Below are 23,950 nucleotides of genomic sequence, written 5' to 3'. Positions count from 1 at the left end.
GTTGATTTAAACGAAATATGCTCTATATTAAAATACTCTAACCTAGACAGTGAATCATATAATTTAGTCTATCTTGGCTATACCTTATCAAAAACATAAATATGTCTTCTCAATTAGAAACTAACATCCTTACATTAGCTCAACAAGATGAACGCATCAGAGCTGTTATTCTCAATGGTTCGAGAGCTAATCCACTAGTGGCTCCTGATCAGTATCAAGACTTTGATATCGTCTATATAGTCCATGATATAGAAGGTATAAAACGTGAGAATATAGTACATAAGAAGTTTGGGAAGCCTGCTATAGAACAACGTCCTGACGATATGCTATTAGGTAACGAAGAAGAGATAACACCTATTTCTTATGCGTACTTAATGATATTTGACGATGGTAGTCGACTTGATTTGACTTTATTTCCTATAGATAAACTAAATGATTTTAAACGAGACAGCTTATCTATTATCTGGTTAGATAAAGACAACTTATTTAACGATATACCTGTGTCTTCCGATGTAGATTACCACGTCAAAAGACCTACTCAACGAGAGTTTACGGAGGTCTGTAATGAGTTCTGGTGGTGCTCAACGAATGTAGCAAAAGGACTAGCCCGTAAAGAAAGACTTTATGCCAAAGATATGATGGAGAATGTAGTTCGCCCAATGTTCTTACAGCTACTAGCGTGGAAGATAGGCAGTGATAACAACTTTAATGTATCTATAGGTAAGTCAGGCAAATATATCAAACAGTACTTAGGTACTGAAGAGTATAATAAAGTACTAAGAACCTATAGCAATGCCAATATACAGAACACTTGGGAAGCTTTTAATACAATGACTAGTTACTTCCATCAAGTACAATTGATCTTAGGCAAAAAGCTATCCCTTACTGTGAATACAAAAGAGGCAAAGAATGCTTTAAAGTATATTGATTTAATTAGGAATTAGGGAGTAGAATTAGGAATTAATAATTAGGAATTAGGAATTGTTGGCTTTCAGCCATAGGGCTATAAATCATAATTACGAATTAGGAATTACGAATTAGGAATCGTTGGCTTTCAGCCATATGGTTATGTAGACTGTGGTGGCGCTTCGCTTAATTAGGAATTATTGGCTTTCAGCCATAGGGCTATATAGACTGTGGTGAGCGCTTCGCTTAATTAGGAATTTAAAATTACGAATTGTTGGCTTTCAGCCATATGGTTATGTAGACTGTGGTAGGCGCTTCGCTTAATTAGGAATTTAAAATTAAGAATTAGGAATTATTGGCTTTCAGCCATAGGGCTATATAGACTGTGGTTACTAGGTGGAGTTATATATGAGATGCTTCATTCTTCAGCATGAAATAGTTTGAGAGAAATACGGATTATAAATATACGACAATACATATTACCTTAAATAATCTTCCTTTCTTAAGTGTAATCATCTTTCTAAAAGCAAGTTAAAAGCCGTACACTGTCAACTGTACACTGTTAACTATAACTCTATTTATTCAATAATTTTTTACTCAATACCCCTACTCTCTTTAGTTTTTCTTCTACTTCCTCTGACCAAGGTAAGCCTATACACAGCCTGATACAGTTCTCAAACTGCTCCTGTACTGTGAACATTCTCCCGGGTGCAATACTGATATTTTCTGCGATGGCTAAGTCATATAGATCCATCGCGTCTATCTTCTCGTCAAACTCTATCCATAGTGATAGTCCTCCTTGCGGTCTGTTTACCTTTGTTCCGATAGGGAAACTAGTGATAATGGTGTTTAGATATTTTTGGTAATTGCTATAGATATCCTTTCTTATTTTACGCAGGTGCTTATCATAGTTCCCTGATTTCATAAAGCTAGCGACTGCTTCTTGCATTAAAGGTGGTGTAGAGATAGCGTGTACTAACTTTTGGTGCATAATCTTGTCTTTATACTTACCTGCAGATACCCATCCTACTCTATATCCTGGCGCTAATGTCTTAGATACAGAACTACACCAAAGTACATTACCTGTTGTATCAAATGCCTTACAACACTTGGGACGCTGGGTACCAAAATACAGATCACCATAAACGTCATCTTCTATTAAAGGGATATTGTGCTTGGCTAATAATTCTACTATTTCTTTCTTATTCTCATCAGGCATACAGCTTCCTAATGGTGTATTATAATTAGAGATCAATAAACACATATCGATATGATCTACTGCATCTCTTAGTGCCTCTATCTTTATCCCTGTAGCCGGATCTGTCGGTAGTTCGATTACTTTAAACCCTAGATCAATAGCCAACTGAAATATACCTGGATAACATGGGCTCTCAATCGCTATGGTATCACCTGGTTTACCCAATGCTAACATACACAGCGATATGGCACTCATACTTCCATTAGTTGTGATGATGTCTTCTTCTTTTATACTTCCTCCCCACGTAATAGAACGCTGCGCTATCATTCTTCTCAAGTTAATATTTCCCTGTACAGAGTCATACTCTATCCCTCCATTAACAAGAGTACGTGACGCTGTAAGTATCTCTTTCTTCATCTTCGCTAATGGCAAGAAATCATCATATAGGGTACTGTAAGAGAACAAGGTTAAAGCTCTGTTCCCCATATTAGCATAAACCTTTCGGATAATCTCTCTAGGTTCTTTATTGTTCGCTAAGAATATGGGGTTACTCACCTGAGGCAAGGGAACTTCTGCATAAAACAAGTTGCTTACGAAGTAGCCTGACTGTGGCTTAGACTCCACTAAGGCAAGCGCCTCTAACTCTAGATATACTCGCTTAGCCGTATTCATACTTATCTGATGCTCTGTACAGAGCATACGCACAGAAGGGAGCTTATCTCCTTCTCTTAATACACCTGTTCTAATCTGATTAGCTATCGCGTCTGCTATGTTTAAATACAAAAATGATTGTTCCATATATTCTCAACTGTGTCCATCCAAATATACAAAATTGATACTGTACTTAATTAACATTTGCTCTAATTTTGTCTTGTAAATAATAAGAAAAATGAAACAAGCTACAGTATTAGAGTCAACACAGCAAACAGCAACAAGTGGTTGGGTCAATGGATTTATAGGTGTATTACTATTTAGTGGGTCTATGCCCGCTACGAAAGTGGCAGTATTATCACTAGACCCTATATTCGTAACAGCTGCAAGAGCGGGTATAGCTGGTATATTAGCTCTAATCTGTTTACTTATTTTTAAAGAGAAAAGACCTACTAAGAAACAATTAATGCCTTTAGCTATCGTAGCAATAGGAGGAGTAATTGGTTTTCCTCTTTTATCTGCACTAGCTTTACAATATATCACTTCGGCTCACTCACTCGTATACTTAGGTATCTTACCGATGTCAACAGCAGTATTTGCAGTACTTAGAGGAGGCGAAAAACCAAAGCGTATCTTCTGGTTATTCTCTATATTAGGAAGTCTTATTGTCATTGGGTTTGCAGCTTTACAAGGAGGTACAAGTTCTCCTGTAGGAAATATCCTAATGATTATCGCTATACTATTATGTGGATTAAGCTATGCAGAGGGAGCTAAACTATCGAAATCTTTAGGTGGATGGCAAGTAATCTCTTGGGCTGTAGTGATCTCATTACCAATATCATTACCTATTATGTTCTTAACTGCACCAAGTGCACCTTCTTTAATTAGTACAGAAACGTGGATAGGTGTAGCTTATTTAGGTATTTTTAGTATGTTTATAGGGTTTATATTTTGGTATAAAGGATTGGCACAAGGAGGGACTGCATCAGTAGGACAATTACAATTATTACAACCCTTCTTTGGCTTAGCATTAGCAGCGACTTTATTAAATGAACACGTAAGTTCTAATATGATATTAGTTACTATAGGAGTTATCCTATGTGTAGCAGGAAGTAAAAAGTTCGGCTAATAACCCCAATTATTAGTTGCGTAAACAGTATAGATATAACAACAGATTCACCTTACTATTGGATCGGTATCTATGCTGTTTTTTTTGTTAATCCTTACTAGAACTGAATAAGTTTACCACTCTTAACTTCTTTGGGTAGTTCGTTAAACTTGCGTTTAAAGGCTGCTGTAAAGTGCGTAGGATTCTTATACCCCACTTGCTGAGCGATATCAGCTATCGAAGTATCTTGTTCGATCAGTAACTTCTGACCAAGCACCATACGCTCGTCATACAAATGATTAAATATCGTAGTAGAGAAAATCTCTTTAAAGCCTTTCTTTAGTTTAAACTCATTGATCCCCGCTAGTCGTGACAACTCTCTTAAGGAGTATGGATTCTGTAGATTATTACTCACTAATTCTCTAACATAATACAGTTTATCGATATCACTTCTGCTTAAAGAACCACCTGACAAATCATATCTACTCTCTCCTCCATGCTTAATGACTTGCAATAGAATCTCTATGATCTTAGACTCTATATACATTTTCTTCATCGTACCTGTATAGTCATTATGAACAAGATCTTGAAGTACCCTTTTCATTTGTGGTTGAATCATCACATTAGATGAGAATGCGCTCTCACGCTCACTGTATAGAGACTTGCCAAACTCTCCTAACAACTCTAAATCTCCATTAAATACACGCTCTAAATACTCAATAGACAACTCTATTCCGATAGAGCTATAGTTGCCCTCAACAGGATTAAAAGCAAGTGAGCCGTCGATATTAGGCAAGTGAAAGAAACTAAAACGGCCTGTGGAAGTATTGACACATTGTTTCTTATTTGAGTTGTAAAAGTGTTCTCCCTGAAACAAAAAGAAAAGCTCTATATGCTTCTGGTCTCTTAATACTTGCTTCTCTTGTTTCGTTTTATGTTGTAAAGAAACTTGATCTATATGAAGTTCATCCATATCGACAAGGTGTATATCTCCTTTAATACCGTGATTAGCATAGCGCTCCCCTACATTTATATACGTTTCTTTTATCATGACATTAACCTAACAATTACTGCTTTAAAATGGCAAAGTTACATAAAAAGAGCTCTCTATCTAAATCCACTCTAAATAATATTGTTATTTCAGAATTAACTCTTTCTGTGAATCAACGTACTAGGTGGAATACCATACCGTTTCTTAAATGCGATAGCGAAGTGCTGTGGATATTCATAATGTAATAATTCGGCTACCTTATTGACAGAGAATTTCTGTGAAGAAAGTAACTGATGTGCGTATTCAAAACGCAGATCACGTACATACTTAATCAATGATGAGTGATAATACTTCTTAAAATACTTCTTGAGCTTGTATTCATTGATATAAAAGCGTTGGCTTAACATAGAGAATGTGATATCCTGTAGGAAATGATTATCTATCCACGTTTTGATATGCAATAACTTATCAGCGTCATTCATAGAGCTGATCTCTTCTATAGGAGCGACCTGACGGTCTAGAGACTCCTGTACACTAAGTAATAACAGCTCCGTAATCTTAGTCTCTAAATACACTTGCTTTAAATCAGGATGTACATCATTCTGTAGAATCATCAGTAGCAACTGATGTATCTCTATAGATATGGTCTTTGCTTTAGCGAATAAAGTGATTGCCTTACCTTGTTCTATTGCATCTAAAAAAGGAAGTAAGGCAGGTAACTTAGTTTTGACTAAACGCATAAAGTACTCTTGGTCAAAGATTACTTCTACCACCTTTCGGTTCGTTTTATACTTCAGTTTACCATTAGCTTGAGGAACATAAATCAGATTAAAACAATCTTGTGGTACTTCAATGGTAACTTGCTTATCTGTATAACACGAATATCCTTCTAACTCTAACATCAGCTTAAAAGTACTCTGCATATTACTCACTACTACCTCTGTCTCTTTAAGTACAGACCACTCCCCGTAAGAAATAATAAAGTCAGGGTGGTCTATAAACTTCTGTTTAATAGGTATTCCCTTAAACGTAAACTGCCCATAACGCTCTTTATATACCTCACTACTTCCCCACTCTATTCGATTAGGGATGCTCTTTAATACTTCTTGATATTGCTGATATAAAAGACTCATAACTCGTAGATTTATAAATACGTTTTGCGTAGATAGTGACGCAAAATTACAATTAATTTCGCATCACAACAATTTGAACTAAATCTAAATAACTTTTAATTCGACATACTAGAGTATCTTCTCATAGTGCTGCTCTACAGTCCCTATCCGTCTTATGAAGAAACAAGGTAAATCTACTTTCTCTAAAATCATTGCTTGGTTACATTTATGGCCAAGTATAGTAGCAGGTATTATATTGGTTTTTGTATCCCTTACGGGTACAATCATCGTTTATGGAGATGAAATTATGCAGTGGTCTGCAGGTAAAGAAGCGCTCTATGTAGAGCCTGAAGGTATACCTCTGCGCATAGATCAGATCACAGCGATACACAAAGAGAAGTTTCCGGGAGAGAGTTTTTCGTATGTAATCGTTGATAAAGATCCTGCTAAGAGTTGGATTATTAATTCAGTGAATCCCAAAGAAAGAAAGCCACGCTTCGTTTATATCAATCCCTATACTGGTGAAATATTAAAACAAGACAATACTATCGGCTTCTTTTATGTTGTGGCACATCTGCACTCTAACCTACTAATGGGGTCAACTGGTGGATGGATAGTCGCTATCTCTACTATTGTATTTGTCTTAAGTACCTTAACTGGACTAGTACTTTGGTGGCCAAAGAGATGGACAAAAGCAACAAGAGATAGTAGCTTTAAAATCAAGTGGAAGGCTAGATTTAAACGACTGAACTACGACTTACACAATGTCTTTGGGTTCTATAGTGCTATCGTGTGTTTCTTATTGGGAATGACAGGACTATTGATATTCTTTAGCCCAATGATGAAAGGTATGATTAGTCTATTCGGTGGAGAAGGGAAAATGTGGTTCTATACGCTACAAGATTACCCTAGAGATACTGTCGCTACCAAAGATATGGCATTCTATGACACGAATACTCTAATCAAGAAAGCCTTCGATATGCACCCTGATAAGAAGATTATCCGCATCTGGACGTATAATTATGACAATGTAAGTATCTATCCTTTCTTTTTAGGAACCAATGCAGGATTAAAAAGTGAGGAGAATAAAGAGGCTATCTATTTCGATAAGTTCACAGGAAAGATCGTCAATGATGGAAAGAAACAGAAGATATACGACAAGGTAGATAACCTCGTATGGCAAATTCATATGGGACAATGGTGGGGTCAGCTAGGAAAACTCTCTACTTTCATCGCAGGGTTAATCGCTACTACTCTACCTATCACAGGGTTCTTAGTATGGTGGGGACGTAGAAAAAAGAAGTCTAAAACGAAAAAACAGTAATATTATGAAAAAACAACTAATTGCCTTTGCTTTACTAGCGATAGCTATGACTAGCTGTAAACAAAATAAAGAGGAAACTCCACTGACTAACTTTATCGAGATAGAAAACAATGGTACAACAGTAAAAGTACCTATTCAGCCAAAAACCGTAGCTGTACTAGAACGAGGAGTAATGGAGAATATGGATGAGTTGGGTATTGCGTTTCAAGGAATGGCAAAAGAGTTTACTCCTAACTACCTGGCTCACCTAGAGAATGATAAGAATATCGCTGATATGGGTGCTGTATTTAAACCCAACTTCGATGCGGTGAGTCGACTTAGTCCTGATTTAGTCTTTATGGATAATGCCTTCCCTGCAGACTATGATGAGATGATTAAGATCGCTCCTACACTTATGTTAGGCATACCTAATAAAGGAGATAACTATCTAAACTATATCCAAGATAACATCCGCTTATTAGGAAAGATTTATCAGATAGAACCTAAAGCTGAAGACTTAGCAAAAGATTTAGACATACGTGTGAACGCTCTAAAAGACCTTGTCAGCAAGAGTAATGATAAAGCGATGGTGATCATCCACTCAGAGGGGAATTTCCGCTTATTCGATGAGAATACACGTTATGGATTTATATTTAAAGACTTCGGTGTCAAGAGTGCAACTAATGTGACTGCTGAAGTAGCTAATAATCACGGGCATATGATTAACAGTGAGTTTATCTTAGAGCATAACCCTGATATCTTATTTATCATAGATAGAGATGCTATCGTACAGAAGTCTGCTAAACCTAATGTAATTACTAATGCATTATTAGAAAAGACAAATGCCTATAAGAATAAAAGAGTAATCTATCTAGATCCGGATGCTTGGTTTTTATCAGGATCAGGTGCCACATCATTTAAAATATTCTTAAACGACATCGCTAAAGGTTATAATTAACACCACCATATATATCTACAAAAAAGCCCCAAGTAGCAAATGCTCTTGGGGCTTTCTTCTTATTATCAAGCTTATTATAAATAAATAAGCTTATTTTTTTCTACGAAACTCACTAGCTTGGTATTCCTCACCATCTGTAGTGAATATTTTAAACTTCACTTCATATTCTTCCGGAACATAAATCACGATAGGCAACTTCCCGTTATAACGTGTTAATTCTGGCTGAGCAGTTACAAATAAGTTTCTATTAGGAGTGTCGATACATCCCATTCTAGTAGACACTACATCACCTGTAGTTGTAAATACATAATAGTTATATCCCCATCCTTTAAGATCTTTTTGTTCTAAATTACCCATTAGACTAAAGTGATTACACCCGTCTACTTCCATCCATTTACCTACTGTAAACTCTATTTTCTTAGAGTCGTCCTTAGATGAATGAGGTACATCGATTACCACTTGTTTATACCCTTTCTCAGGAGCAGGGAAGATAGATACATCTGTTCTTGTGATTGATTGTGCCATAGTAACAGTCATTAAACCAAAAAATGCAACGATTAAACTTAAGATTTTTTTCATTTCTTTTCTTTTTTTATTAGACGATTAGAATACCATATCTATCATAAGATATTTATTCTCTCTCATATTTATAGCAATATACAAAAAAGTCGCAAACTACGATGTTAAAGAATACTACTATTAACGTTAATACTTCAAATTGATAGGATTAATTCAATAATAGTACTTCTAAACAAAGCATAATACTTAAACCAAGTACATTGCTTATAAGCATAAAAAAAAACTCATAACTTTCGTTATGAGTTCTATGCTTATCCTAGTTTTACTAGTTTACTATTTTCTTTCTCTGCTACCTCTTTTCTCAAAGAGCTACTTGAGAAACGGTGATCTCTACTGTTATAGTATAAATCTATTCCTTTTTCCTCACAGTATTTGCGACCCGTAAAATTCTTGTCTTGATACTCATCACCTAAAATACGTACATCGACCTTAAATGATCTTAAAATATCCTCTAAGTCTTGTTCCGTAGCATAAGGTACAATCTCATCTACGAACTTACATCCTTTAAGTTGAATATATCGTTCTACTACTGTCTGTGTAGGTCTGTTTTTCTCTGGTCTATCTAATGTAGGGTCAGTCTGTAAACCTACTATTAAATAATCGCATTGACGCTTAGCATCCTCTAACATCTTCACGTGTCCTGCATGCAATAAGTCAAATGCACTAAAAGTTATTCCAATTTTCATACTATATTTTTTTTGTCCTGTTTACATCTGATTTACTACAAATTAGTAACCATTCTTAAACAATACTTATTTATTTTATTTTCGTCTAAATCTCAAATTAGCTTACAAATTTAATTCTTTTATTTGTTTTATGTTAAAACAAATCTATAAAAAAGACAATTGCTCGAAATGAAGTAATAAATCCAATAAATTATTTTAATAATTAACACTAAATCTTACTACATAATTTAGATTATACAATTACCCTTCTGTAGTAAAATAGTAAAAAACGTACTATTTTTCCACACTTGACCACAATAAATGACCAACAACTCTACTTTCTATTCGCAAATATACATTGGATATTCTAACTAAGAATGAGGATTTCCGTAAACAAAGTGTTTTTTTGAGTAAAGACTTTCATATAAACACATTTACTTCCTACTCCATAAACTACTTTCCAAAAAAACAATTCGGAGCTTGATATAATTATAAAAAAACTGCAGTACACATTCTTTAGGGAAAAGAACTGAAGTGTACTGCAGGTGGGGAAATAAATTGCTCAGAAAATATATCTTCTAAACAAATTGTTCTACACTGAGCTAGCTAGTGTGTAAAACTTTTTCCGGATTAATTTGTTGTTTATGTACGACAAATGTAGGCAGAGTATTTAAATAACCTCTAATACTTTAGTACTAAATATCACCATAAAAAATCTAATTAATACTTTAAAAACAAATCACTTATATGCAAAGTAGTACTAAAGTACTATATCTGATTTTAATTAAAATACAAATAATTCACATTCTTTAATCCAAAAAAAACACACTTTGTCACAAAACTTCAATAAGCAAATACTTTATTCTCAAATTTTATTTATTTTTACAACATAATTCACTGACTAACAAAACATGAAGGCTCTATATTGCCGTAAAAACCGATATTTAATAGCTTTAGCAGTTATTTTACTTTTTCTAACACCTATTACTAAATGTGTAAGCCAAGTAAGTACACAAACATTTGAAGAGACTGTAGAAACACTCGATTTTAAGCCATTAAATAAGACAACGAGTACACAATACTGTTGTGACAAAAACAATAATACGTGGTTAAAAATTACTGTACCAAATGATCTTTTAAACAAACCTCTTATCTTTCAATTTATCTCTGCGCATATAGACAAATACTCTATTTATGTGAAGAAAAATGATACTTGGATAAAAGTACCTGGAAACACTGATTTAAACGGCGGTAAAATAACACCTCAGTTTCAAGAGAACCATTTCATCACCTCTACTCCTACGATTTACTTTAAATCCAAAACCCCTTATGTACATAATGGCAACTATATACTTGTAGAGAGAAGTGACTTTAGAGCTATTGTTATCAATAATATGATGGGGCTAGGAATATTCTATGCCTTATTCTTAGTCTCTGTAGTAACTAATTTTGGGCTATACTTTATCTTTAAAGAAAAAGTAACACTTATATATTGTCTTTTGATATCAACTATCATTTGTATTGCCCTTTTAGAAGATGGCTTTATATACTTCTTAAATGATGGTTCCTATGATAGGATGCTTGTTCTTACTTTTCTAATACCTGCTTCTTGTCTACTCTTTTCTCTATTTATATATAAATTCTATGAGATTGAGACATTGTCTAAAAAAGTTAAATATTACTATATTACATTAATATCCTCATTCTTAGCATTAGGGATTATATACTATTATACCCAAAATATACTTTACTTCGGCATACTTATAAATGGTAGTATTGGCACGACATTAATCACTATTATACTAGGCCTAATCTACTGTAAACACAACTTATCAGTAAAGATAATTTCCTACTCATTTAGTATTCTAGCATTGGCTGCATTAGGATACTACCTATCTATCTATTTTGGTATCCACGCATTATCCTTCATCGATATGAGTGTTTTGCGCGTTATTTTAGGGGTGTGTTTTATTACAACTACTTACGCTATCTTGTTGAAAGTAAAAAATCTTAAAACGGACCATGAATACCTGCGTACTGAATTAGCACATTTAAAAGCAAATCAGGCTAAGAAAATATATGATGACCTAAAGCAAAAAGAGGTCACCCTTATCTTGTTTTCTGAACAACACGAAATTATTCCTACAGACACTAATAATGTATTGTCTGATAAAAAAGAGGAAATATCTTATAACGATATACTTAGAGATAAGTACTGCTGTACAGATAGAGAAATAGACGTTATATTAGGAATATGGGATGGGTTATCAAATCAAGAGATTGCTGAGAAACTATCTATCTCACTTAGTACGACTAAACATCATGTTAGTAATGCATATATCAAACTCGATGTAAAAAGTAGAAGTCAAGCTTTAATACTAAAGGACCAATTAACTTAAATAATCATAGTGAGGTTATCGTGACTTTCACACCCCTCCGTTTTGAGCAAACCTCTTTCTTGTACATCCAATTTAAGATTCGTAACTTTGTCACATATTCTAATTTCTAGTCCACTAGAAATCAATGCTTTTAATCCACATAAGGATTATAGACAAGATCACTTCTCTCAAGAAAAAAGCCCCTCTTATTTGCCCATTTCCGTCTATGAAGTTGCTATTTGACTTTGTATGAAAGTATATTGCTTGCATCGTGAGTACATTTTGACTCCATTAATAAGGCTGTTTTAATGGACCCACTATGGACTCATTATGGACTCATTATGGACTCACTATGGACTCACTCAAACCAAGACCCCATAAAAATGCCTTTTTCACCCTGTTAAGATAATTTCTGATTGTTTTTTAATATTAGCCTCGAAGATTGACTTTAAAAGAGCACTGAACACCTAACATCCAATACTTTGCAAATATACGTATTAAAAAACAAGCATTTTTACACGTCTTTATTTTTTGTTATATTCTTAATTATATCCTTGATTTACTGACTTTTATCCTTTGTTTGTTAGAATTTAGATGCCTAAAGCTAGTTTGACAGTCAACCGTTTTATTCGCTTTTATTATTAGGTAGCGTTTAATTCATAAAGTCAAGATGACTTTAGTATTGTATAGAAACAAAATAGACTGTCTTAAAAACAGTCTATGATTGATTTTTTACTATTTTTACACTATAATTCACTGACGAACGAAACATGAAGGCTATACATTGCCGTAAAAAATGGAGTATATTAACTATATTAATTACTTTATTCTTATTATCATCTGTAACAAATTGTTTAGGTCAAACTAACAATGACCAATTTGAAAATACGATTAACCAATTACATTTTGAAGCATTAGACAATGATTCAAAAACTCAACTAGCTAAAGATAACGAAGGCAATACTTGGTTAAAAATAACAGTCCCTCAAGATTTATTAAACAAGCCACTTATATTACAATTCCCTACAATTCACGTAAATAATTATAATATTTATGTGAAACAAAAAGGTCTATGGGGGAAAACAAGCATAAATACTGACTTACAAGGTGGAAAAATAAGTCCTCAATATCAAGAGAACCATTTTATCACAGATCACGAAATAATATATTTTAAGTCAAAATCCCCATATGTTCATTATGGAAAATTTATACTTGTAGAGCGTGGAGAGCATAGAAGTATTATGCTTAATACTATAATTAAAATAGAGGTTTTTTATAGTTTATTTTTACTTTCTATAGCAGTCATCTTTGCTTTGTATTCACTATTTAAGGAAAAAGTCATACTTATTTACTGCATATATATCATATCAGTCTTTTTTATATACTTAATTGAAGATGGAGCACTCTATTTTTTATGTAACAAGAAGTGTAATGAGTTACTTGTATTAGCAATACTCATGCCTATTAGCTGTCTAATTTTCTCAGTATTTATATACTATTTTTTAGATATACAAAAACTGCCTGCAAAACTGAAATACTTTTACTTATTTCAAGTATTACTATATGTCGTATTAGGTATCTTATTCTATCAAACAAATAATCCACAGTATTTCATTATAATCGTAAATACTACACTAGTATCAACTTTAATCACTTTAGCACTTGTATCAAAGTACTTTAAAGAGGATATCTCTGTTCGGTATATTACATTTTCATTTAGTGTAATTGCACTAACTTCAATGACATATTATCTTTCCATATTTCCGGGTAATTATTATCTCTCATTTGTTGAGAAAGATAAGATGCGGATAATCTATAGCATAGCATTTACTTTGGCAAGTTATTCCTTATGGATTAAAGCAAAGAAACTTAAAACAGATCATGAAAACCTACGTACTGAATTAGAACATCTAAAGGCAAAGCAAGCAAAGAAAACATATGATGATCTAAAGCAAAAAGAGGCCACTCCAATCCTGTTTCCTGAACAACGCGAAATTATTCCTACAGACACCAATAAAGCGTTATCTGATAAAAAAGAGGAAATATCTTATAAAGACATCCTTAGAGAGAAATACTTCTGTACAGATAGAGAAATAGACGTTATCTTAGGGATATGGGATGGATTATCTAATCAAGAGATTGCAGAGAAACTATCTATCTCACTTAGTACAACTAAACACCATGTTAGTAATGCATATATCAAACTTGATGTCAAAAGTAGAAGTCAAGCTCTTATATTAAAAGATACTTTGGTATAATTCCAAACAAAAAGAGCTACCTCACAGTAGCTCTTTGTTTCATTAGTTATCTATTCTCAAGAAATTCCCTTCTTTATCAAAGAGCAATTCTACTTCTTGTTGTCCATTCACTAATTCTATTTGGTAATTAGTATGTTCTTTTTCGATACTTTCAATCTTAAAAGTTCCATAGTTAGCATTAATATATGCCATAGCTTTGATTGGGATTAAAGCTAAAGGAATAGCTACATTTTGTTTTGTTTCTATCTGCTTCCAATTGCCAAGATGATCAAACTCTATTTTAAAACCATTAGATAAATAGACCTTAAACTCATCTCCTTCACGATTTAATTCTTTCTTCGCAAGAACAACTGTAGCAGTGCTAAAATATTCTTTTATAAAAGACTGCGCTACCTGAGGTAATTCTGATGCATTAATTAATATCTCGTCCTTATCTAAGTCTAAATCAACTCCTATAAACTCTTGTTTAGGATTAAAGATTAATGCAAGATTACTACTTAACGTTACTTCATATCCCTTTCTAATATCTCTATCTAACTCTATAATAGATTGCCCTTTGTAATTCTTATTTGTGAATTCTAAAATATGAGGTACTTCAGATTTCAAGAACTCTAATGGTATAGCTGAGTCATCTGACATCTCAACCTCAGTCCAATTTCCTGCACTATCAAAATCAATCTCTACTCTATTATCTAAACCACTAGTATAAGTAGTCCCATAATAATTAGGTTTCGTTACTATACTCACATGTCTAAAAGAAGCATTAGGGAATACTGTTTTTATAAAACTCCTTGAATTTTCAGGTAATTGCTTCTCACTTATTTGCTCAACATTATTTCCTTTACCATCATCGTCGCTACTACATGCTGTAAAACCAATCATTACAGTTAACAATGCAGCTAAAACAATTTTACTCTTTTTCATTTCTTTTAAATATTATTTTATTGATCTATTCTTTTAAATTCTCCTGCTTTCGAAAACTCTAATTCAAGTCCATTACTAAGTTTTACTTCATATTTTCTAGACTCCTTTTCAATCTTCACGATTGAGGTATCCTTATAGTTATTCTTTACATAAGTCACTATAGGTTTTAAGATAAACCCTGTAGGTAACGCTGACTTATTACCATCTACTTCATCCCATTCTCCTGATTTATCAAACTCTATCTCTATGTTGTCTACAAATCGTACTTTATATGACGTTGATAATAATTCTGTATCCTTCTCAACTAGGCTAATTTCTTTTCCTTTAAAATAAGTTTCTATAAAAGTTGATGCTTTCTTTGGCAATTCTGCTTTAGTAATTACTACATCTTTTGCTAATATTGATTGGCTACCTAACATTGCTACAACCATTAATAACCCTGCGAATACTCTCTTTATATTTTTCATAGTTTATAATTTTACTGTTTTACAAGACAAACTTACCAATAGAATCTGGAAAGAATTGGGAATAAAAAAAGACCTTACTTTAATTAATAAAATAAGGTCTCTTTCTTAGTCATAATACTCTTTAATCCTTTACAGTTGAAATCCTGTACGATATATTGTAAAACAATGTTTACCTTCATAGTGATATTTAAGTGATATAGTATTAGTTACTTTAACGATAGTCTGCACTAAAGACAACCCTAATCCTGTTGACTGTTCATTTGTTGCACTTCTAAAAAACCTGTTATAGATAAGATTCTCATCTAATGGCGTATTAAATACTCCCGAATTCTTTATAGTAAAATAATTAGGAGTAATTTCTATTTCTACTGTTCCTTTGGCAATATTATGTACTAAAGCATTCTTTAAAAGGTTCTGAACTAAAGTTATGGCAAGGCCTTTATCCATATTAACTATAAAAGGCTGCTCTTGCTCTGAAATACTAATATCTATAGATTTATAACTAAACATATCCTCGAAGTCTTCTACTATTTCAGTAATCACTTGATTAAAATTGACATCCTGGATATTATCAAACTGCTTATTCTCAATTTTAGTCAGCATCAACAGTGATTTATTTAACTTGATAAGCCTTCTCAAGCTTTGATGAATGGATTGAAGCTGATTCATCTGATCCTCATTAAGTCCCTCTCCTTCTACAAGTAGTTCTAATTTATTACTTATTATAGCGAGGGGTGTCTGAGACTCATGAGCTGCATTAGAAACAAAAGTCTTTTGTTGTTCAAAAGTATCTTCTATTCTACTTATCATTTTATTTACTTCTTCTTGTAAGTCTGTAAATTCTCGTATAGGAGTATTCGTGTCAGCAGTAACGACTTCTTGTCCGATAGAATAATACTTTAAATTACTTAATAATCGATAGAAAGATTGCCACACTTTACGCAGTACAAAATAGTTAATCAAAAATATGCTTAAGACTAACATAAAGTATAAAACGAGAACTGATATACCAAAGTCTGCTAGTAAATCATCTGCCTCAATAGTAGAGGTACGAATCTCTAACTGGAAATTATCACCATTCTTATCTACGAAGGTAGTCGTCAACATCCTCACGGGTTCATCATTATCATCTACATCCATGTAAACCATCTCAGTGGTAAACACATTTTTTCTAGAATAATCACCTGGAGCTAATGGAGTAATACGAAATCCACTTGTACCAAAAGACTGAAAGCTAATTAATTCAGGATTATCATACGCTTTCTTTATTATTTCATTCTTTGTGTTTTTAAGTCCATCATCTATATTATCATAAACTTCCTCCGTCATAAAAGCATAGAAAATCACTACCCAAATAGTTAGTACCACAATAATACCTATAGATAGATACTTCAGTGTGTAGTTATGTAGCTTCATATTACTCATTCGTTAGTTTATATCCCATCCCATATACAGACTGTATATTAACATCAGCTAGGTGGCTCTTTAGCTTTTTACGTAGATTTTTTACTTGTGAATAGACAAAGTCATAACTATCCGCCTCATCCATATTATCACCCCAAATATGTTCTGCGATAGAAGATTTAGTAACTAAACGATTAGCATTAACAACAAAATAATACAACAGTTCAAACTCTTTATTATTAAGCACCATCGATTTCCCCTCTACCAATACTGTCCTATCCTCTACGACAATCTCCATATTATTCCATTTTAAACTCTGAAATCCTTGTTGATTTTTGCGTCTCAGTACTGATTTGATACGAGCTAGTAATTCTGACAAATGAAAAGGCTTGGTTAAATAATCATCTGCACCTAACTCTAGTCCTAAAACCTTATCATCTATTGAATCTTTGGCTGATATGATAATAACTGAGTCTACTTTTCCCATACTCTTTAATTCTCGCAACAGATCTATACCATTGCCATCAGGTAACATAATATCTAATAGAATACAATCATAATCATAACCAACGAGTTTCTCTATACCATTCTTAAAGCAGTCTGCCTCTTCTACTATATAGTGTTCTTTCTCTAAGCTTTTTTTGATTATATCACGTAGTTCCTTCTCATCTTCAATAACTAAAATCTTCATCTTTATCTATAAAAGTTGTTTTTACTAATATACGCAATTACTCTCCTTACCTAACACGCTAACCTCCATTTTCCTTATTTGTTTAAAAAGGCGTACTAGTATTTATATAAATCACTTTTTTTAAATAAAGAAAAGACTAATTTTAGCATTCCTTAATCAAAAACAATAATACAAATGCCTACAACAGATCGATTAAATCTAAATAGAATCACACATCACGATAATGCTTTTATGTTAGAGCTAGTTAATACACCTGGTTGGTTAACATTTATCGGTGATAAGAATATTCATACAACTATAGATGCACAGCAGTATATTCAAAATATACTAGATAACACAAGTTGTGAATACTGGGTAGTTAGTAAAAAAGAAGATAATAAAGCGATAGGATTAATAACTATTATCCAAAGAGAATATCTAGAGAATAGCGATCTTGGTTTTGCCTTTCTACCAAATCAAATGAATAAAGGATATGCTTATGAGGCTACATCAGGCTTATTAAAGACATTTACTGAGGGAGATAAATATAAAAACTTATGTGCAATAACACTTCCTGAGAACAATAGTTCTATTAAGCTAATTGAACGACTAGGTTTTACATTTGATAAAATAATAGAAGCGCATAATGAAACACTTAATCTTTATCAACTAGAATTAAAATAGTCAGAATAGATTAATTTATCAAAAAAAATCCCTTTCCTATATATTAAAATACAAACGCATTTTATAGGAAAGGGAATAACTTCACATGAAGTACTAAGTCCCCACAATTCCCTCATGCGGCGACAAAATTATATATTTTTATACGAGGAACTACTATGATAACAAATAATTATTAACCATTTCATCAACATTATATATTAAATTAATTAATTACATAATTTAGTAAATTATACTCTTCTTTAGAGGGAAATACATTTCATTATTATCAATTAAAATCACACCAAAAGTCACTATCTAAAAAACCTTCTCTTACTTTATTAGACTTACTATATACTTTATAATAAATTTCATCTAATATGACAACTTTTAAGACATCATTATCTATTACAAAATAAAAAAAGCCTAGTAAATTAATACTAAGCTTTTTCAACTTTAAGCTTAACCTTAAATCTGCAACTACCATTCACTACGAATAAATTCTACTTTACATAGCTTCAATTAGCTCTGAAACCACACTGTAGTGTGCTTTAATCACTAAAATTGCTCTGTTTTGTACAATTCATTCTCGTTTAAACGTTATCTGCAGATTTAAGATCTAATATGTTATTTCTTAACGAAAGTCATTACAATAATATCACCTGATCTCAATAGTAACTTACCATCTACTACATCATAGTTTGTTACAGATTGTAATCCATTCATAAAGTCTCTATCTGCTACTCCTTCACAAAACATCATAGTAGAAGCCATTTTATCGCCTAGCTTGATACCATTTGCACCTTTTAATTCAAATGCACCATGGATATTATTGCATCCATCATTACCATAAACCTTGTGATCCTTTACTTCAAATTTCAAACTAGGTGTTTTCATTGAATATAATGATTTAAGATCTTTACCAGCTGTACTAGGTGTAGTAATAGAACTCAATACCCATTCTCCCTCTAATTGCTTACTCATATCTACTTTTTTTTCTACGACTGGTGTTGAAGTAATCTCACCTGCTGTTTTACAACTTGTAACTGTAAGAGCAAGTACTCCACTAAGTAATAATAACGTCTTTTTCATGTTTCTTTATTTATTATTTATTCCTTTTTCTCTAAGGTCTATGGACAAAATTACCATTTCATATCAGATACTCTAATAAAGAATTCTTAAAATTTTATTATTTATCTCCTCTTTTGTCTTCAAAAACACTCTTTATAGAATCTTTTTTCCTGTTTCAAAATGTAATTAGTTAGCATTCATAGGAATGTAAAAAACATAAAAAAGAGGGTGCCCTTTTGGGACACCCTCTTCTTACATTTAAATACTTTTATACTAAGAATACATCTTCGTTCTTAATTCTTTTACTTTAGGATCATCTAAGTAGTCATCGAAAGTCATATATCTATCGATAGCTCCATTAGGTGTTAACTCTAAAATACGTGTCCCTACAGTCTGTGCAAACTCATGGTCATGTGTAGTTAACAAGATAGTCCCCTTAAAGTTTTTCAACGTGTTATTAAACGCTGTAATAGACTCTAAGTCTAAGTGATTCGTTGGTTCGTCTAACATTAATACATTCGCTCTCATCATCATCATACGAGAAAGCATACAACGTACTTTTTCTCCTCCAGATAATACGCGTCCTGTCTTTAATGCCTCTTCACCAGAGAAGATCATCTTACCTAAGAATCCGCGTACATAAACTTCATCTCTTTCTTCTTCCGTCTTAGCCCACTGACGTAACCAATCAACTAAAGTTAAATCATTATCAAAGAAATCGTGATTCTCTACTGGTAAGTAAGACTGTGTAGTAGTAATACCCCACTCTACCTTACCTGCATCAGCTTGTTTATTTCCTCCTAAGATTTCATAGAACGCTGTAGTAGCACGAGAGTCTTTAGAGATCACAACTAATTTATCTCCTTTAGCCATATTAAGATTAATATCTTTAAATAGAACTTCTCCATCTATCGTTGCAGATAATCCTTCTATATTTAAGATTTGATCTCCTGCTTCTCTATCTTGATCAAAGATAATAGCTGGATATCTTCTAGAAGATGGCTTAATATCATCTAGTTTTAATTTATCAATCATTTTCTTACGAGAAGTAGCTTGTTTAGACTTTGCTACGTTCGCACTAAAACGACGAATAAACTCTTCCAACTCAGCTTTTTTCTCTTCAGCTTTCTTATTTTGTTGCGCTCTTTGTTTTGCCGCTAATTGACTAGATTCATACCAGAACGTATAGTTTCCAGAATAGTGGTTTATTTTACCATAGTCAATATCAGAAACGTGTGTACACACAGCATCCAAGAAGTGACGGTCGTGAGATACAACTAATACTGTATTTTCGTAATGAGCTAAGAAGTTCTCTAACCAAGCGATTGTCTCAAAATCCAAGTCGTTGGTAGGCTCATCCATAATCAATACGTCTGGGTTACCAAATAAAGCTTGTGCTAATAACACACGTACTTTTAGTTTAGCATCCATCTCTCCCATTGGAGTATAATGAAAATCTTCAGAAATACCTAAGTTTGATAACAAAGTAGCTGCTGCTGATTCAGCATTCCAACCGTCCATTTCATCAAAGCGAATTTGTAATTCACCGATGCGATCTGCGTTTTCATCTGTATAGTTTAAGTAAAGCTCATCCATCTCTTTCTTTACTTCATACAAATCTTTGTTACCCATCATTACAGTTTCCAGTACTGTATATTCGTCAAACATATTGTGGTTCTGATTAAGAACTGACATACGTTTTCCTGGTTCTAAAGAAACGTGACCTGATGTTGGGTCAAAGTCTCCTGATAATATTTTTAAGAATGTAGATTTACCTGCACCATTTGCACCGATAATACCGTAGCAGTTACCTTGAGTAAAAGTTACATTAACTTCGTCAAATAAAATTCGTTTACCAAACTGAACTGACAGATTCGAAACTGTTAACATTGTTATCTATTAAATTTAAATTGCTTGCAAAATTACTAATTTTAAAATTAGAAACACCTATATTTAAAATGAATCGAGATATTGTCTTACTTTAACCAATCATTAACAACATAAGACATCACTAAAACTTAAATTTGCTCTATAACATCTACAATTATAGACTTTAAGATTCTAATGCAAAAAATATTACATAACAGGACTTTATTATTACTACTATTACCAGCGATAAGCCTAGTGACCTCATGTCAAAAGAAATTTGACCCTAAGGACTATAAGGCTTATTTCCAAGGGGAAATTATAAATCCTACTTCTAATTATGTACTATTCTGTAAAGATAATGAGGTTATTGACACCTTATTTCTAGATGCAAACAACAAATTTTATAAGAAATTTGACTCTTTAACTCCAGGAATGTATATCTACAAGCACAATCCAGAGTTTCAATATGTCTATTTTGACAAAAATGATAGTATAACTCTTCGCCTTAATTCAAAAGACTTTGATCATTCAATCATTTTCTCAGGAAGAGGAGCAGAAAAGAACAATTTCTTAATGAACCTTACTGTAAGAAACATTATGGATGAAACTGAAGGATACAGTGCCTTTGATGTTTCTCCAGAAAAATTCACACGTAGAATAGATTCTGTACATGCAGCAAGAACAACATATTACTTGAGAAATAAAGCAATTATTAGTTGGTCTGATGACTTTGATCTATATGCTAAAGCTAAACTTGACTTACACTTCTATTCACTAAAAGAACTATATCCTACAGCCCATTTCGTAAGAACAGATGAAGATGTTAGAAAGAAACTTCCTAAGGACTATTATGCTTTCAGAAAAAAAATAAACTTTAATGATCCTCGTTTATTAAAGTATTCATCATTTACTAAATACTTAGCCATAATGCTTAATACGATAGTAAATGAACCAGAGGCAAATCTTCTACCAGAAAACAAATTTGACAAATACATTGACAAATTAAACATAGTAGATACCTTAATTAAAAACAATAAGGTTAAGAATGCCATCTTTGATAATATTGCTTTTATCTATTTACTAGAAGATCAGAACTTAACTAATAACGATTTGTTCCTAGATAGATACTTCGAACTATCTACAGATAGAAATCAGCATAACGAGATCATACAAATACAACAGGCCATCCAAAATCTGAAGTATGAGAATAAGCTACCTGAAGTAGCTCTAGTTAATGCTAATAGTAAAAAAGTAAGCATCAACTCAATGATCAATAAGAAAACCCTAGTTTTCTTTTGGACCAAAAATGGAATGGCTCATGCTGATGCCGCTCATCAACTAGCTGCAGAGTTAAAAGCTGATATTCCGAATATAGATATTATATCTATCTGTATCGATGGAGATCAAGGAGAATGGCTTAATATCATTAAGAGATATCCTTCTAGTGGTATTATCGAACTGCGTACTGACGACTTCAATCAAATGAAGGATAAGTGGATCATCACTAAGATACAACGCTCAATGATATTAGATAAAGATGGTACTATAATAGATCCTTTCATCAATATCTTTGACAAAAACTTTGAGAGTTTATTAAAATAATGAGCTCTTAGGCATCTAAATATACAACTAGCTTTACATAGCTTAAAACAGGTCTTAAAGCACACTATTATGTGTACTTTAAGACCTGTTTTTTTTTATAATTCATTCTCGTCTAAACCATATCTACAGATTTGAGATTTTATATTTATTAGCAACCGCATTCTCTTATAAGTTCTTGCCTAATCCGTGCAGGTTACATGCTCAGAGTCCCCCATTTTACAAGTAAATCCGCATGGATTCAGCTATTATCCCTCAATTATCCGAGCGCAGAAGATTATAACCTCACCTAAATATCCAAAATATTAATCCACTTAGTCAAAAAGTGAGTTTATTGATTCTATTATGGCGAGTCTATTTTCACTTTTTACACATCCATATTCTATGTTTTCTTACATGTTATAAGTAGAAAATGCCAATCATAATCTATCTATTTCCAAACTATATTATCTCAAATAACTTCTGTTTTCTATAGTTTTTTACGCGTAAACAAGTTTTTATAGACTCCAATCAATTACACTAATCCTACTAAACATAGGCTTTGCCACCATTAAATACATTTTTATCACACGATAAAACACTTACTTCCAAAGCTTTGGTTTTTTTATTAAAAAAGTATTATTTTACTTTGGAAAAGTAGAATAAAAAGCAATATATTTGCAACGTCAAAAACAGTAAGTATTATGCTTTACTAAAAAAGACATATTTAATCTTTATGATTAAAATGGTCCAATAGCTCAGCTGGATAGAGCAACTGCCTTCTAAGCAGTAGGTCTCAGGTTCGAATCCTGATTGGATCACAAAAAGTCCTTGTCAAAACGGGGACTTTTCTTTTTTTTAAACATCAAAAGTTATTTATAACGTATTGATATATTTTTAATCCTTTAGTGATTAAATGGTCCAATAGCTCAGCTGGATAGAGCAACTGCCTTCTAAGCAGTAGGTCTCAGGTTCGAATCCTGATTGGATCACAAAAAAGCCCTTGTTTATTAAACAAGGGCTTTTTTATTAAACCTAGATTACGTGATAGTCATGCAAACGAAAAGTAATTATAAAAAATAACGGATCAATCTCAAAAGTTGTGTTTATGCATAAAGTTTAGTCAATCTGTATAAGAAGAAGTCAATATCTCTTACTCCTCTAAATTGAGCCCTGAATGCTTTAATTTTGGCATTAAAT

19 protein-coding genes, 2 tRNA genes and 1 pseudogene are annotated in these 23,950 nt (G+C 32.7%); 10 read left to right on the top strand and 12 right to left on the bottom strand.

Features of this window, described 5'->3' with window-relative positions; genetic code table 11:
- The first annotated feature begins 101 nt into the window (after positions 1 to 101).
- Positions 102 to 944 carry an aminoglycoside 6-adenylyltransferase gene (locus CF599_RS16600; protein WP_121967087.1) on the top strand — a complete coding sequence of 281 codons (843 nt, stop codon included), beginning with the start codon at positions 102 to 104 and terminating at the stop codon, positions 942 to 944.
- Positions 945 to 1,480: 536 nt separating this feature from the next.
- Here the strand turns inward: CF599_RS16600 and CF599_RS16595 are convergent.
- Positions 1,481 to 2,902, bottom strand: a complete 1,422-nt coding sequence (locus CF599_RS16595) for a PLP-dependent aminotransferase family protein (RefSeq protein ID WP_121967086.1) — start codon at positions 2,900 to 2,902, stop codon at positions 1,481 to 1,483.
- A gap of 91 nt (positions 2,903 to 2,993) precedes the next feature.
- Between CF599_RS16595 and CF599_RS16590 the strand changes: the two genes are divergently transcribed.
- A complete protein-coding gene (locus tag CF599_RS16590) occupies positions 2,994 to 3,884 on the top strand; it encodes a DMT family transporter (protein ID WP_121967085.1) in 891 nt (296 codons plus the stop codon).
- A gap of 97 nt (positions 3,885 to 3,981) precedes the next feature.
- On the opposite strand, the gene CF599_RS16585 is transcribed toward CF599_RS16590, so the two are convergent.
- Positions 3,982 to 4,914, bottom strand: coding sequence for a helix-turn-helix transcriptional regulator (locus tag CF599_RS16585; protein WP_121967084.1), 933 nt, complete (start codon positions 4,912 to 4,914; stop codon positions 3,982 to 3,984).
- Between the two features lie 95 nt (positions 4,915 to 5,009).
- Positions 5,010 to 5,987 carry an AraC family transcriptional regulator gene (locus tag CF599_RS16580; protein ID WP_121967083.1) on the bottom strand — a complete coding sequence of 326 codons (978 nt, stop codon included), beginning with the start codon at positions 5,985 to 5,987 and terminating at the stop codon, positions 5,010 to 5,012.
- A 154-nt stretch (positions 5,988 to 6,141) separates the two neighbouring features.
- Here CF599_RS16580 and CF599_RS16575 point away from each other — a divergent pair, with 154 nt between their 5' ends.
- Both CF599_RS16575 and CF599_RS16570 read left to right on the top strand, forming a co-directional pair.
- Positions 6,142 to 7,290, top strand: coding sequence for a PepSY domain-containing protein (locus tag CF599_RS16575; RefSeq protein WP_121967082.1), 1,149 nt, complete (start codon positions 6,142 to 6,144; stop codon positions 7,288 to 7,290).
- A 4-nt stretch (positions 7,291 to 7,294) separates the two neighbouring features.
- Positions 7,295 to 8,227: a siderophore ABC transporter substrate-binding protein gene (locus tag CF599_RS16570; protein WP_121967081.1), complete on the top strand. Its 933-nt coding sequence runs from the start codon at positions 7,295 to 7,297 to the stop codon at positions 8,225 to 8,227.
- A 90-nt stretch (positions 8,228 to 8,317) separates the two neighbouring features.
- Here the strand turns inward: CF599_RS16570 and CF599_RS16565 are convergent, their stop codons facing one another.
- Complete coding sequence (locus tag CF599_RS16565; RefSeq protein ID WP_121967080.1) at positions 8,318 to 8,806, bottom strand: ecotin; 489 nt, start codon at positions 8,804 to 8,806, stop codon at positions 8,318 to 8,320.
- A 251-nt stretch (positions 8,807 to 9,057) separates the two neighbouring features.
- On the bottom strand, positions 9,058 to 9,492 hold the full coding sequence (locus CF599_RS16560; protein WP_121967079.1) for an adenylyltransferase/cytidyltransferase family protein: 435 nt from the start codon (positions 9,490 to 9,492) through the stop codon (positions 9,058 to 9,060).
- 890 nt (positions 9,493 to 10,382) lie between these two features.
- Here CF599_RS16560 and CF599_RS16555 point away from each other — a divergent pair.
- Complete coding sequence (locus tag CF599_RS16555; protein ID WP_121967078.1) at positions 10,383 to 11,870, top strand: LuxR C-terminal-related transcriptional regulator; 1,488 nt, start codon at positions 10,383 to 10,385, stop codon at positions 11,868 to 11,870.
- A gap of 749 nt (positions 11,871 to 12,619) precedes the next feature.
- Positions 12,620 to 14,107, top strand: coding sequence for a LuxR C-terminal-related transcriptional regulator (locus tag CF599_RS16550; RefSeq protein ID WP_121967077.1), 1,488 nt, complete (start codon positions 12,620 to 12,622; stop codon positions 14,105 to 14,107).
- A gap of 42 nt (positions 14,108 to 14,149) precedes the next feature.
- Here CF599_RS16550 and CF599_RS16545 read toward each other — a convergent pair whose 3' ends face one another.
- The 4 genes from CF599_RS16545 to CF599_RS16530 all read right to left on the bottom strand — a co-directional run bounded on the left by CF599_RS16545 (position 14,150) and on the right by CF599_RS16530 (position 17,593).
- Positions 14,150 to 15,031, bottom strand: coding sequence for a PepSY-like domain-containing protein (locus CF599_RS16545; RefSeq protein WP_121967076.1), 882 nt, complete (start codon positions 15,029 to 15,031; stop codon positions 14,150 to 14,152).
- Between the two features lie 17 nt (positions 15,032 to 15,048).
- Complete coding sequence (locus CF599_RS16540; protein ID WP_121967075.1) at positions 15,049 to 15,498, bottom strand: PepSY-like domain-containing protein; 450 nt, start codon at positions 15,496 to 15,498, stop codon at positions 15,049 to 15,051.
- A 129-nt stretch (positions 15,499 to 15,627) separates the two neighbouring features.
- Positions 15,628 to 16,914: a sensor histidine kinase KdpD gene (locus CF599_RS16535; RefSeq protein ID WP_121967093.1), complete on the bottom strand. Its 1,287-nt coding sequence runs from the start codon at positions 16,912 to 16,914 to the stop codon at positions 15,628 to 15,630.
- A gap of 1 nt (position 16,915) precedes the next feature.
- The gene (locus tag CF599_RS16530; protein WP_121967074.1) at positions 16,916 to 17,593 is read right to left on the bottom strand and encodes a response regulator transcription factor; all 678 of its coding nucleotides are present in this window, start codon (positions 17,591 to 17,593) and stop codon (positions 16,916 to 16,918) included.
- Between the two features lie 174 nt (positions 17,594 to 17,767).
- Here CF599_RS16530 and CF599_RS16525 point away from each other — a divergent pair, with 174 nt between their 5' ends.
- Positions 17,768 to 18,256 (top strand): GNAT family N-acetyltransferase, encoded by a 489-nt coding sequence (locus CF599_RS16525; protein WP_121967073.1) that lies wholly within the window; start codon positions 17,768 to 17,770, stop codon positions 18,254 to 18,256.
- Positions 18,257 to 18,859: 603 nt separating this feature from the next.
- Here the strand turns inward: CF599_RS16525 and CF599_RS16515 are convergent.
- Positions 18,860 to 19,324: an META domain-containing protein gene (locus CF599_RS16515; protein ID WP_121967071.1), complete on the bottom strand. Its 465-nt coding sequence runs from the start codon at positions 19,322 to 19,324 to the stop codon at positions 18,860 to 18,862.
- 252 nt (positions 19,325 to 19,576) lie between these two features.
- The gene (locus CF599_RS16510; RefSeq protein ID WP_121967070.1) at positions 19,577 to 21,193 is read right to left on the bottom strand and encodes an ABC-F family ATP-binding cassette domain-containing protein; all 1,617 of its coding nucleotides are present in this window, start codon (positions 21,191 to 21,193) and stop codon (positions 19,577 to 19,579) included.
- A gap of 174 nt (positions 21,194 to 21,367) precedes the next feature.
- Here CF599_RS16510 and CF599_RS16505 point away from each other — a divergent pair, with 174 nt between their 5' ends.
- The 3 genes from CF599_RS16505 to CF599_RS16495 all read left to right on the top strand — a co-directional run bounded on the left by CF599_RS16505 (position 21,368) and on the right by CF599_RS16495 (position 23,742).
- A complete protein-coding gene (locus CF599_RS16505) occupies positions 21,368 to 22,774 on the top strand; it encodes a thioredoxin family protein (RefSeq protein WP_121967069.1) in 1,407 nt (468 codons plus the stop codon).
- Between the two features lie 723 nt (positions 22,775 to 23,497).
- Positions 23,498 to 23,571 (top strand) — tRNA-Arg (locus CF599_RS16500).
- A gap of 97 nt (positions 23,572 to 23,668) precedes the next feature.
- Positions 23,669 to 23,742 (top strand) — tRNA-Arg (locus CF599_RS16495).
- Between the two features lie 114 nt (positions 23,743 to 23,856).
- Here the strand turns inward: CF599_RS16495 and CF599_RS19970 are convergent.
- Positions 23,857 to 23,950: pseudogene (locus tag CF599_RS19970) on the bottom strand (transposase); the annotation flags it as partial.

The sequence above is a fragment of the Myroides sp. N17-2 genome, from assembly GCF_002286775.1.
Lineage (GTDB): Bacteria > Bacteroidota > Bacteroidia > Flavobacteriales > Flavobacteriaceae > Flavobacterium.
The sequence above is the reverse complement of the archived record's forward strand: the minus strand, read 5'-3'. Positions and strand labels throughout refer to the sequence as shown.